General features: G+C 66.8%; 8 protein-coding genes and 2 pseudogenes. 8 read left to right on the top strand and 2 right to left on the bottom strand.

Annotation, left to right across the window (positions count from 1 at the left end):
* The first annotated feature begins 254 nt into the window (after window positions 1-254).
* The 5 genes and pseudogenes from BJL86_RS03310 (at window position 255) to BJL86_RS03325 (ending at window position 7479) form a co-directional block, all read left to right on the top strand.
* On the top strand, window positions 255-2435 hold the full coding sequence (locus BJL86_RS03310) for an acyl-CoA dehydrogenase (RefSeq protein WP_067474489.1): 2181 nt from the start codon (window positions 255-257) through the stop codon (window positions 2433-2435).
* A gap of 26 nt (window positions 2436-2461) precedes the next feature.
* Window positions 2462-3538: pseudogene (locus BJL86_RS17760) on the top strand (acyl-CoA dehydrogenase family protein); the annotation flags it as partial.
* A 60-nt stretch (window positions 3539-3598) separates the two neighbouring features.
* Entirely contained in the window at window positions 3599-4768 is a 1170-nt protein-coding gene (locus tag BJL86_RS17765) for an acyl-CoA dehydrogenase family protein (protein ID WP_331710378.1), read from the top strand.
* Window positions 4769-4782: 14 nt separating this feature from the next.
* Window positions 4783-5856: pseudogene (locus tag BJL86_RS03320) on the top strand (bifunctional MaoC family dehydratase N-terminal/OB-fold nucleic acid binding domain-containing protein); the annotation flags it as partial.
* A 426-nt stretch (window positions 5857-6282) separates the two neighbouring features.
* Window positions 6283-7479: a lipid-transfer protein gene (locus tag BJL86_RS03325; protein ID WP_067474499.1), complete on the top strand. Its 1197-nt coding sequence runs from the start codon at window positions 6283-6285 to the stop codon at window positions 7477-7479.
* Here the strand turns inward: BJL86_RS03325 and BJL86_RS03330 are convergent.
* The gene (locus BJL86_RS03330; RefSeq protein WP_231887200.1) at window positions 7476-8357 is read right to left on the bottom strand and encodes a cation diffusion facilitator family transporter; all 882 of its coding nucleotides are present in this window, start codon (window positions 8355-8357) and stop codon (window positions 7476-7478) included. The genes BJL86_RS03325 and BJL86_RS03330 overlap by 4 nt on opposite strands.
* Before the next feature lie 131 nt (window positions 8358-8488).
* Window positions 8489-9565, bottom strand: a complete 1077-nt coding sequence (locus tag BJL86_RS03335) for an alpha/beta hydrolase (protein WP_067474505.1) — start codon at window positions 9563-9565, stop codon at window positions 8489-8491.
* A 213-nt stretch (window positions 9566-9778) separates the two neighbouring features.
* On the opposite strand from BJL86_RS03335, the gene BJL86_RS03340 reads away from it, so the two are divergent.
* The 3 genes from BJL86_RS03340 to BJL86_RS03350 all read left to right on the top strand — a co-directional run bounded on the left by BJL86_RS03340 (window position 9779) and on the right by BJL86_RS03350 (window position 12218).
* Window positions 9779-11455 carry an AMP-binding protein gene (locus tag BJL86_RS03340; RefSeq protein ID WP_082908501.1) on the top strand — a complete coding sequence of 559 codons (1677 nt, stop codon included), beginning with the start codon at window positions 9779-9781 and terminating at the stop codon, window positions 11453-11455.
* 71 nt (window positions 11456-11526) lie between these two features.
* The gene (locus tag BJL86_RS03345) at window positions 11527-11886 is read left to right on the top strand and encodes a hypothetical protein (protein WP_067474508.1); all 360 of its coding nucleotides are present in this window, start codon (window positions 11527-11529) and stop codon (window positions 11884-11886) included.
* Window positions 11886-12218, top strand: a complete 333-nt coding sequence (locus BJL86_RS03350; protein ID WP_067474511.1) for a hypothetical protein — start codon at window positions 11886-11888, stop codon at window positions 12216-12218. The genes BJL86_RS03345 and BJL86_RS03350 overlap by 1 nt, the downstream gene beginning before the upstream one ends.
* The last annotated feature ends 9 nt before the right edge of the window (window positions 12219-12227 follow it).

Consider the following 12227-nt stretch of genomic DNA (forward strand, 5'->3'; position numbering starts at 1 on the left):
CCTGAGGGGACGCGCGTGTCTTCCGGCCGACGGCGTTCCGAATTTCGCCAACCGGTTACCGCCGGGGGTATCCACCATGTCATTCTGTAACAGGTTCTAGAGTAGAACGTGTTCTAGTTCCAGGCTAGAGGTTGAGCGGGGATTCTCCGTAATCCCCGCGCACCGTGCTCGAGGCGCTTTGGCGATCCCCGTGCCACAGGAACCTTCTTACCTGCAACGGAGCGCCACGGAATTAGTTATACGAGGAGAGCTACGTGACCATCGCCACTTCGAAGGACCAGACCGATATCCAGTCCTCCATCCGCGCGTGGGCCAAATCGGCGGACCCCGTGGCTGCGACGCGCGCGCAGGAAACCGATTCGCAGGCGTGGCGGGCGCACTGGCAACAATTGGTCGATCTGGGCCTCACCTCCGTGGCGATCTCCGAAGAGCGCGGCGGAGCGGGCGCCGAGATCGTCGACCTCGCCTGCATGCTCGAGGAGACCTCGGCCGCTCTCGTCCCGGGCCCGCTGCTCTCCTCGACCCTCGCCGGCGTGCTCGTGGACCATTGCGGCGGCGCCGTCGCCGAGGCGCACGCAGAGGCGTTGGCGGAGGGTGAGCTGCAGGCGGGCGTCGTGCTCGCGATCCGCGGCGAGGTTCTCGAGGCCTCGGGAGACACGGTCTCCGGTGACGCCGGCATCGCACTCGGCGGCACCTCCGGCGGCGCCGTGCTCCTTCCGGTGCGCCGCGACGGAGAGACGGAGTGGCTGTTTCTCGCGCCCGACACCGAGGGCCTCGCCGTCGAATCCGGCACCCCGTTCGACATCTCGGCGAACTCCGCCCGCGTCCACCTCGATTCGGTGCGGATGACGCCGGAGAACACACTCACCGGCCTGCACACCGAGCTCGTCCATCATCTCGCGGTCACCCTGGCGTCCGCCGAGCTCGCCGGCATCGGCGACTACACGCTGCGCACCGCCGTCGAATACGCGAAGATCCGCGAACAGTTCGGAAAGACCATCGGCTCTTTCCAGTCCATCAAGCACCTCGCGGCGAACATGCTGTGCCGTACGGAGGAGATCCGCGCGCTGGCCTGGGACGCGGCCGTCGCTGCCGGCGAGGCCCTCCGCTCCGGGGACAGCGAACTCGACATCTCCGCCGCGACCGCCGGCGCGCTGGCATTCGATCTCGCCGTGCGCAACGCGCAGGACTGTATCCAGATCCTCGGCGGCATCGGCTACACCTTCGAGCACGAGGCCCACTTCTACCTGCGCAAGGCCGCCGGATTGCGGCAGGCGATCGGTGGCTCCTCGCACTGGCGGCGCGAACTTGCCGCCCGCACCCTCGCCGGGCGCCGCCGCCACCTCACCATCGACCTGTCCGAGATCGAGGGTATCGACGACACCCGCGCCGAGGTGCGCGCGCTCGTCGCCGATGTCGCCGCGGCTCCCGAAGGGGAAGCCCGTCGCCGTGCGCTTGCGGACAGTGGCCTGTTCATGCCGCACCTGCCCGAGCCGTATGGTCGCGGCGCTTCGGCCGCGGAGCAGCTCGTCATCGATGAGGAGCTCGGCGCAGCGCAGGTCGCGCGCCACGACATCACCATCGGAGGTTGGGCGGTGCCGACCATCTTGTCCGCCGCTCCGCAGCACGCCGATCAGTTCGTCCGCCCGACGATGTCGGGCGATCTCAAGTGGTGCCAGCTGTTCTCCGAACCGGGCGCGGGCTCGGACCTCGCCGCGCTCACCACGAAGGCCGAGAAGGTTGACGGTGGCTGGAAGATCAACGGCCAGAAGGTGTGGACCTCGCTGGCCCGCGAGGCGGACTGGGCGATGTGCCTCGCCCGCACCGACCCAGACGCGCCGAAGCACAAGGGGATCAGTTACTTCCTCGTCGACATGAAATCCGAGGGCATCAGCACCTCTCCGTTGCGCGAGATCACCGGCGAGGCGCTGTTCAACGAGGTGTATCTCGAGGATCTCTTCGTTCCGGACGAGTACCAGATCGGCGAGGTCAATGAGGGGTGGAAGATCGCCCGCACGACCCTCGCGAACGAGCGCGTCGCGATGGGCGGTGGCTCCTCGCTCGGCGATTCCGTCGAGGAACTCCTCGGGCTCATGCGCGACGCCGGCCTCGATTCGGATCCGGTCACCCTCGACGCGCTCGGCCGCCACGTCGCGGACGCGGTCGCCGGCTCGCTTCTCGATCTGCGTACGGCGATCCGGTCGCTCGAGGGCAACGGCCCCGGCGCCGAGTCCGCGGTCCGCAAGATCGTTGGCGTCCGCCACCGCCAGGACGTCGCCGAGTTCGCCTACGAGCTCGTCGGAGAGGCCGGATTCGACTTCACCGAACAGGGCCGGAAATTCCTCATGGTGCGCTGTCTGTCCATCGCGGGCGGCACCGAACAGGTGCTGCTCAACGTCGCCGGCGAGCGCATCCTCGGCCTGCCCCGCGGATAACGACCACTGCCCGAAGCGGAGGACTCATGGACTTTTCCCGAAACGATACTCAGGCCGCGGTCGCCGAGGCGGTGGCGGGCGCACTCAACAGCGCTGCGCCGTCCGAGGAGCTCCTCACGGCGCTCCCGAGCCGCTCGAGCGATGATGCGGGCTTCGACGAGAAGCTGTGGAGCGCCTTTGCCTCGGGCGGGTTGCTCGATCTCGCACTTCCCGAATCCCTTGGTGGCGATGAGCTCACGGTCGCGGACGTCGCCGTCGCGCTCGAGGAGGTCGGTCGCGCGGGGGCGATAATCCCCGCGACCGAAACCCTCGGTTTCGGCATCGCGCCGATCGTCGCCTTCGGCACCGCGGAGCAGCGATCCCGACTCCTCGAGGACATGTCCTTCGGGCCCATTCTCACCGCCGCGTGCGGAGAACCGGGCGCTCCGATGACGACGGAGCCGCGAACCCGCCTCGACGCAGGCGCCCTCCACGGCGTCGTGACGGGAGTGCGCTTCGCCGCACAGGCTCGGACCATCCTCGTTCCCACCGCCGACGGAACCATCGCGGCCGTCGCGCCGGACGCCCCCGGGGTCTCGCTTACACCGACCCTCGGCAGCCTCGGCGTCCCCGAGTACGCGGTCTCGTTCGATGGGGCCGAGGTCCAAGAGATCCTCACCGGCGACGGCGACACACTGGTTCCGCGACTGCGCGCCCTGCAGCGCGCGGCAATCCTCGCGAGTGCTGACGGCCTCGTCTCCGGGGCGCTGGCGATGACCGCCGAGTATCTCAAGGGCCGGGAGCAGTTCGGGCGCCCGCTCGGAGCGTTCCAGGCGGTTCAGCAGGAGCTCGCGGACGTTTACGTCGTCGCGCAGAACATGCACAACCTCTCCACCAGCGTGAACTGGCGTCTCGCGGCGGGTCTCGCGGGCGAGAGCGACCGATACGCTGCAGACGAGTACATCGCTGCGTGGTGGCTCGCGAGCGAGGGTCCGCGAGCGATGCAGCTGCTCCACCACCTGCACGGCGGCGTCGGTGTGGACATCACGTATCCGATGTTCCGCTACTTCTCCGGCCTCAAGGACCTCGCCCGCCTCGCCGGCGGTGCCGAACTCAACCTCGACGCGGTAGCGGCGAGCGAGGCCTCCCCGAACTCAGCCTCGCCCACCGAGGCGGGCGATGAGATGTTCATCGACCTCACCGAACCTCAGCGTGCGCTCCAGACCGAACTGCGCGAGTACTTCGGCGGGCTCATCTCCCCCGAGGAGGCCGCCGACATGGCGACCACCCGCCACGGTGAGACCTATCGCAAGGTCATCCGCCGGATGGGGGAGGACGGCCGTCTGGGTGTCGGCTGGCCGAAGGAATTCGGCGGCAAGGGCTTCGGCCCGATCGAACAGCAGATCTTCACCAACGAGGCGAACCGCGCGGACGTGCCGCTGCCCTCGGTCACCCTGCAGACGGTCGGACCGACTCTACAGAAGTACGGAACCGAGAAGCAGAAGGAGAAGTTCCTTCCTGGCATCCTCGCCGGCACCGTCCATTTCGCCATCGGTTACTCCGAACCCGACGCCGGAACCGATCTCGCCTCTCTGCGCACCACCGCGAAAAAGGACGAGGCCACCGGAGATTGGATCATCAACGGCCAGAAGATGTGGACCACCGGCGGACACGACGCCGACTACATCTGGCTCGCCGCCCGCACCGGCACCCCGGAGTCGCGCCACAAGGGCCTCACGATCTTCATCGTCGACACCTCCGACCCGGGCTTCTCGTTTACCCCGATCATCACCGCCGACGGTGCGCACCACGTGAACGCGACCTACTACTCGGACGTGCGGGTGCCCGCGGACATGGTCGTCGGGGAGGTCGACGGCGGCTGGAAAATGCTCACGACCCAGCTCAATCACGAACGCGTCATGCTCGCTCCCGCCGGCCGTCTCGGTCTCTACCTGGACCGCTTGCGCCGATGGGCGGACACATCCACCCATGACGTCGGGCGCCGCGCCGAGCAGCCGGCCGTGCGCGCCGGCCTCGCCGAAATCCAGGCGCTCTACCGCATCAACGAGTTGCTCAACTGGCAGGTCGGGGCGACAGGAGACAACCCGTCGATGGGAGACTCGGCTGCCTCGAAGGTCTTCGCGACCGAGCGGATCCAGCATGTCGGCCGGCTCATCGAGGAGCTTCTCGGGCGGTACGGCAACCCGGCCGAACCCGCCGATGCGGAGTTCGCCCGCTGGCTCGACATGATGATCAAGCGAAACGTCGTCATCACCTTCGGCGGCGGGGTCAATGAGGTCATGCGCGAGCTGGTCTGCATGGGCGGGCTCGGAATGCCGCGGACGGCCAGGTAGAGGAGAACACGACGATGACTACCGACCAGCACACAGAACAACAGAACGCGCGGATCGAAAAGTTCGCTGCCGATGTTCGGGCCGACGGACCGAGCTCGCGCCGCAGCGCGCGCGACCCGATCAACATGCCGATGATCCGCAACTGGACCGAGGCGATCGGCGACGAGAACCCGATCTACGAGTCCACCGACGCCGCTCGCGCCGCCGGGCACGAGGGCATCGTCGCACCGCCCGCGATGGCGCAGGTGTGGACGATGCGCGGGCTCGGGCGCAGCTGGTCCGACGACGACCCCCTCGCGCGGATGACCTACTTCCTCGACGAGGAGGGCTTTACTTCCGTAGTGGCGACGAACTGCGATCAGAAGTACCACCGCTACACCAGGCCTGGCGAGGAGGTCACGGTGGATTCCGAGCTGACCGACGTCGTCGGGCCGAAGACCACGGGCCTGGGTACCGGCTGGTTCTTCACCACCCACTCGACGTGGCGGGTCGGCGAGGAGAAGGTCGCCGAAATGGACTTCCGAATCCTCAAGTTCGCCCCGCCCGCAGCCGGAGACAAGCCGCGCGCGGGCGGCGCCGACAAGGGATCGGGACGTCCGGCGTCAGAGGCGATCGTGTCCTCTCTCGGCGCCGATACCTCGGACCTCGTGCCGGGTAAGGTGCTTCGTCCGAGCGTTTCGCAGGACACCCGCTTCTTCTGGGACGGGGTCCGCGCGCACGAGCTACGCATACAGAAGCGCCCCGACGGTTCGCTACAGCATCCGCCTGTTCCCGCACTGTGGAAGGATAAGAGCGAGGAGACCGATTACGTCGTTTCCTCGGGGCGCGGCACGGTGTTCTCGTTCGTCGTGCACCACGCTCCGCGGGTGCCCGGTCGCACACGCTTCCCGTTCGTCATCGCGCTCATCGAACTCGACGAGGGCGTTCGCATGCTCGGCGAGCTCCGAGGTATCGACCCTGCAGATGTGGAGATCGGTCTCGAGGTCTGCGCCGAGTTTCTCGATATGCCCGGCGATGATTCGCCGGACGCGCAGCCGGGCACGGAGCCGTGGACGCTCTACGCCTTTGCGCCCGCTACGCCTGTCGAGAAGACGGTGCCGGCGACGCCGCCGGCGGTAGCGGTGGGGCAGCGGCTGCCGGAGCTACGAATTGCCGGCACGCCGACGTTCATCGTGTCGACCGCGCTCGCCACGCGCGATTTCCAGGACGTGCACCATGACCGGGACCTCGCCCACGCAAAGGGTTCGAAGGACATCTTCGTCAACATCCTCACCGACACCGGGCTCGTCGAGCGCTATGTCACCGACTGGGCCGGCCAGCGCGCCCGCGTGCGCTCGGTAGCACTTCGGCTCGGCGTGCCCTGGTATGCGTACGACACTCTCGCCCTGTCGGGCACGGTGGAGAGCGTCGACCCAAGTGGGCTCGTGACCTGCAAGGTGGTGGGCACCGACTCTCTCGGAGCGCACGTCACCGCGACGGTGGAACTGACGATGGACGAGGCGAAGGGTTAGCACATGAGCGCGAACATTTCAGACCGTACGCTCGCGGGTCGAGCATCGATCGCCGGGATCGGAGCGACCGATTTCTCCAAGGATTCGGGACGCTCGGAGCTGCGCCTCGCGGCCGAGGCGGTGACCGCCGCCCTCGACGACGCGGGCCTCACCCCGGGAGATGTCGACGGTCTCGTCTCGTTCACGATGGATACGAACACCGAGATAGCAGTGGCGCGCGCTTCGGGGATCGGCGAGCTGAAGTTCTTCTCCCGCATCCACTACGGTGGCGGCGCCGCGGCGGCGACCGTGCAGCAGGCCGCCATGGCCGTCGCGACGGGCGTCGCTGAGGTCGTCGTCTGCTACCGCGCCTTCAACGAGCGGTCCGGCATGCGCTTCGGCCAGGTCAATTCCTCGCTCGTGCAGCAGGTCAATTCCTCGGGCACGGACAACGCATTCAGCTACCCCCACGGCCTGTCGACTCCCGCCGGGTTCGTCGCCATGGTTGCGCAGCGATACATGCACGACTACGGGGCGACCAGCGAGGACTTCGGGCGCATCGCCGTTGCCGACCGTAAGCATGCCGCCAACAACCCCAATGCCTTCTTCCACGGCAAACCGATCACGCTCGCCGAGCACCAGTCCTCGCGATTCATCGCCGAGCCACTACATCTGTTGGATTGCTGCCAGGAGTCCGACGGCGGAGTCGCGATCGTCGTCACCACCCCTGAGCGCGCCAAGGACCTGCGCCAGGCGCCCGTCACCGTCGCCGCGTCGGCCTCCGGTGCGGGACCGGACCAATACATTATGACGTCGTACTACCGACCCGAGCTGGCGTCACTGCCCGAGATGGGCCTTGTGGGGCGGCAGCTCTGGGGGCAGGCGGGATTCGGCCCCGCGGATGTCGACGCGGCGATTCTCTACGACCACTTCACCCCGTACGTGCTCATGCAGCTCGAGGAGCTCGGCTTCTGCGGGCGTGGAGAGGCGCCGGACTTCGTGCGCCAGGACGGCGTCTTCGATGTCGACGGCGCGCTCCCGCTCAACACGCACGGCGGCCAACTCGGCGAAGCCTATATCCACGGCATGAACGGAATCGCCGAGGGCGTCCGCCAGTTACGGGGAACCTCGGTCAATCAGGTGTCCGGCGCGGAACGAGTCCTCGTCACCGCAGGCACGGGCGTGCCGACTTCGGGCCTCGTACTCACCGCTGGGGGCTAGTGGACGAGCCGCTCGCGAGAGCTGTGCTCGGCGGTCTCGAGCTGGAACGTCGCGTGCCCGACGGGGATGTCGAAATGGGAGGCGACGCAGGTTTGTAGGTCCGCGAGTATTTCCATCGCGTGGCCGTCGCGCATGCACTCGTTGCGGATGACGACATGGCCGGTGATAACCGGTACGCCCGTCGCGATGAGTTCGGCGTGGAGATCGTGCACGTCCTCGACGTGGTCCATCGACAACATGTGCTCGCGAACCTCTCGCAGGTCGAGGCCCTTCGGAGTCGACGCGAGCAGGACGTGGACGGTATCTCGGAGCAGGACGATCGTGCGAGGAACAATGAGCGCGCCGATGAATAGCGAGGCGATGGCGTCCGCCCGCGTCCACCCGGTCGTCGCGATGACGACCGCGCCGATGATGACGGCAACCGAGCCGAGCGCGTCATTGAGCACCTCGAGGAAGGCCGCCCGCAGGTTGAAGCTGTTCGATCGGCTGGAGGACAGAATCGCGAGAGCGACGATGTTGCCGGCGAGACCCGCGATGCCGAACCACAGCATCGGCCCATGCGCGACCTCGGGCGCGGAGAGTAGGCGCCGCACGGCCTCGACGAGAACGAATACGCCGATCGATAGCAGGATGAGCGCCTGCACGGCCGCCGCGATGACTTCCGCGCGCTTGAATCCCCAGGTTCGTTTCATCGTCGGCGGGCGTAGCGCCAGCGAGGCGGCGACCAGCGCGATGACGAGCCCCATCGCGTCCGTGAGCATGTGTCCGGCATCGGCGAGTAGCGCGAGCGAGCCAGACCAGGCGGCACCGATGATGCCGACGGTCATAATGGACAACGTGACGGCTAACGCCGCCGTGAGCCTCTTGCGGTCGCTCACCCCATGGGCGTGGGAATGGCCGTGAGAATGGTCGTGCACGGTCCTCGCCTCCCTCCGAACTGCTCTACCGACTCCATGTTAGCCGCAGAACCGGACACGAGGAAGGGTGACCTTACCTCGTGTGGTGCGGTTCAGTCGGTCTTCGCACGCATGAAGGTGCCGACGTTCCGCAACGCTCCCACTGCCTCCGGGATGAGCGGGTGAAAGGCCTGGAAGACGTGGAATTGGTCCGGCCACACCTGCAGCGTCGAGTCGACTCCGGAGGCGACCAGCCGCTCGTGGAGCAGCTCGATACCGCCGGCGAAAATCTCCGCGCCACCACACTGGATGAGAAACGGCGGCCATTCGCTCGAGAAATTGAGGTTGACCGGTGAGATTCGCGGGTCGTCGGGATCGAGCCCGGGGGCATAGAGATCCCGAGACTTCTCGACCAGCCCGATCGCGAGGAACGGGTCCTTGCGTTCCATGTCCCGGCTCGTCATGTCCGCGAGATTCATGTCCACCCACGGAGAAAGCAGGACGACGCCGGCGGGCGTCGGCTCTCCGGCGTCAACAAGATGATTGGTGAGCTGGAGTGCGAGGTTTCCACCCGCCGAGTCGCCCGCGAAGATGATGTTCTCGGGGCTGTACCCCTGGCCGAGGATCCACTCGTAACTGGCGATGGCGTCCTCGATCGCCGCGGGGAACTGATGTTCCGGGGCGAGCCGATAGTCGGGGAGGATCGTGGGCGCGCCGAGCTCGCGGGCCAGGCGGGCAGCGAGAAACTTGTGGGACCAGGGCGAGCCGAATGTGAAGCCGCCGCCGTGGAGCATGAAGACGAGCTTGTCGGAGGTGAAGAACCGGTGACGTCCGACCCAGAGGCCGGGCACGGGGCCGGTGTTGTCCCAATTCCCCGAGGTCTCGAGCGCGCCGGCGCGGCCTATCCCATTGGTCATCGTGCGAAGCCGGCCGAGCGCGCGTTGGTCCGGGGGCATCCGGTCGAGCGCGGGCCGCAGCACGCGGCGCATCGATACCGAGACGATTCTGGAACGCCACGTGGCATTCGGCGGATTCCGATAAGTGAGTCCGTGAGCACCGGAACGGTACTCGAAAGGGTGCTCGAGCTCGGAGCCATCCGTAGCCACGTCGCTGTCTCGGATCTCCTCGTCGAGCTCGGAGGATAGGTCGAAATCGCCCGTATCCTGCGAAGAAGCTTCGTACCCGGTCATCGAAGTGCCTTTATTGTCGTGAGGTCCTGGGAGCCGTTTCGGATAAGAGGTGTGCGCGTGGAAGTGGCGCCGATCCGAGGCGTGCAGGAATTACTAATGCTAATCCCCTCATTATGCATTTCCTGTGATGTGCTTCACATACTATCCGAAGAGGTCCAATCGTCGAAACCAAGCGACCGATTGGGAGTGTCCGGAGCTTAGGGAAGAGGGGAAATGTCCGCAGAAGCCGAAGATGCAACAACGGCAACCGATGCCGACGCCAGGAAGAACAACGCCGACGTGAACGACGATATGAACGAGGCGGACGTGTTCGAATGCGTCGCCGATAAACAGCCCGACAGTCCCTGTGTCTCGTTCGACGGCGAATTATTCACCTACAGGGAGTTCGACGATTACGCGAACCGCTTCGCGCATGCCTTCCTCGAACTGGGCGTACGCCGGGACGATCGTGTAGCGCTGGTCATGCGGAACGTGCCCGAGCACCTCGGAAGCATCGTCGGATTGATGAAGATCAGCGCCGCCGCCGTCAACACCAATTTCATGTATGCCGCTGCGGAGATCGCAAACATCCTTGCCGACTCGAGGGCCGTGGGGGTCGTCGTCGAGTCCGAGTTCGCCGATACGCTCGCCGAAGCGATCGGTTCGGTAACGGAGCTGCGCTTCGTGGTCTCTGTGGGGGAGCCGGGCGACGCGCTGAAGGAGGCGGCAGAGCGGTCGGGCATCGCGCTGGTGGACTCCGCCGAGGCCCTCGCCGCCGCCTCGAGGCAACGCCCGGAGAACACGCGCTCCGGCGACGACAAATGGATCCTGTACACCGGCGGGACCACGGGGCATCCGAAGGGCGTCGTGTGGCGCGCCGCCGATTACTACTACGCGTGCCTATCGGGTGGAAACCCGTACGGCGAACCGCGTAACTCGCCTCAAGAGGTCGCCGACAACACCTTCGAGGGCTTCCGAGCATTCGTGGCCGCGCCACTGATGCATGGCGCGGGAATGTTCACCTTCTTCACCTTCCTCAACCTCGGCGCATACGTGGCGCTACAGCGGACGTTCGATCCGGAACGGATCCTTCGCGCCACAGCCGAGGAAAAAGCGGCCGTCCTCGTGATCGTCGGGGACGGCATGGGCGTACCCATCGCGGATGAATTGCGAGAAATGACGGCGGCGGGCGATGCCCCGGACTTGTCCGGCTTGTTCATGATCTCCTCCGGCGGCGGCATCTGGTCGGCGGCCAACCAGACGGCATTCTCAGAGCTCCTTCCGAACGTCGGATTCCGCGATAACGTCGGCGCGTCGGAATCGGGAAATGACGGGGAAATGAAGTTCGACGAGGCAGGGAGGCTCAAACTCGAGGCCGGCCGCGGCATCCTCGTGGTCGATCTCGACCTCGAGCGGATGGAGCCGGGGACGGGAGAGATCGGCTACATCGTGCGAACCGGGCATCTACCGTTGGAGTACCTCGGTGACCCGGACAAGAGCGCCCAGACTTTTGTCGAGATCGGTGGCCGCCGCGCCTCTCTGCTCGGGGACATGGGGTTACTGGAGGCCGATGGATCGATCACGTTCCTCGGGCGAGGCTCTGGCTGCATCAATACCGGCGGCGAAAAGGTGTTCCCCGAGGAGGTCGAGTCGACGCTCAAGCTGCACCCGGCCGTGTTCGACGCCCTCGTCGTCGGTGCGCCCGATCCTCGTTTCGGGGAGTCTGTCGCCGCCGTCGTCTCCGTGCGCGAGGGCTTCGAGGATCCGGGCGCCGAGGAGCTGCGCGAGCACGTGCGCGGGCACCTCGCCGGTTACAAGGCGCCACGCCAGGTGGTCGTCGTCGATCAGGTCAAACGTAGTCCCGCGGGCAAGGCAGACTACCGCTGGGCCAAATCGCAGGTCGAGGCCTAGCGCGCCGTGGGTGAGGCGCGGCTCCCGCGTTCGGTAACGTCGGTGGGACCGGCGGTGCGAAAGGAGCAGCGATGTGGGCACTCACCCTCGACCACGTGTGGAGCGCGTTCGGCGCCAGCCGTGCCCGCTCGATGCGGCGCCGCCTCCGCGCCGCCGACCGGCGCATAGCTTCGCTTATTGACGACGCGCGTACCACCCCCCATGGCTCCTTCGAGCTGGAGCCGTGGCGGTACCCGTTGCCGTCGACCGTGCTCGTGGAACTGGCCGCCGCACGCGGTTTCGTGCCTGAATCCTTCGGCGCCGAGTGGGAGCTGCGCGAGCGCGTCCGCTTTGTTCCAGGTGCTCTCGGAGGGGGGAGTGCGGCACACGCGGACGTGGCCGTCTCCGGGGCCGCGACGTCCGGCGTCATACCTGGGCGGGGAGAAGGCTGATGCATAGCGTGCTCGTCGTGCTGTTCGTGGCGCTCGCCGTTTTCGCTGTGGGCGTCGTGGCGCTGTTCGCCGGTTCGGGGTTCGTGGCGTGGGTCGTGCGGCGCCGCCCGGAGGCGAAGAAGGCGGACGCGCTGCGGAAGAAGCTGGGGCGACGGCAGCCCTGGGTTGTGGTGCCTGCCTATGCGGTTCCGGCGGCGGGCACGGCGCGCGCGGTGGCCGCCGAGTCGAACTACCGCCTGCGGGGGATCGAAAGGTCGCGCGGGATCCGGCGCCGCCCCCTTCACGTGTTCGTGTCCGAGGATCCGAGGCTCTACGCGCCCTCGGGTTCTTGAGCGCATCTC

It is taken from the genome of Dietzia timorensis, from assembly GCF_001659785.1.
Lineage (GTDB): Bacteria > Actinomycetota > Actinomycetes > Mycobacteriales > Mycobacteriaceae > Dietzia > Dietzia timorensis.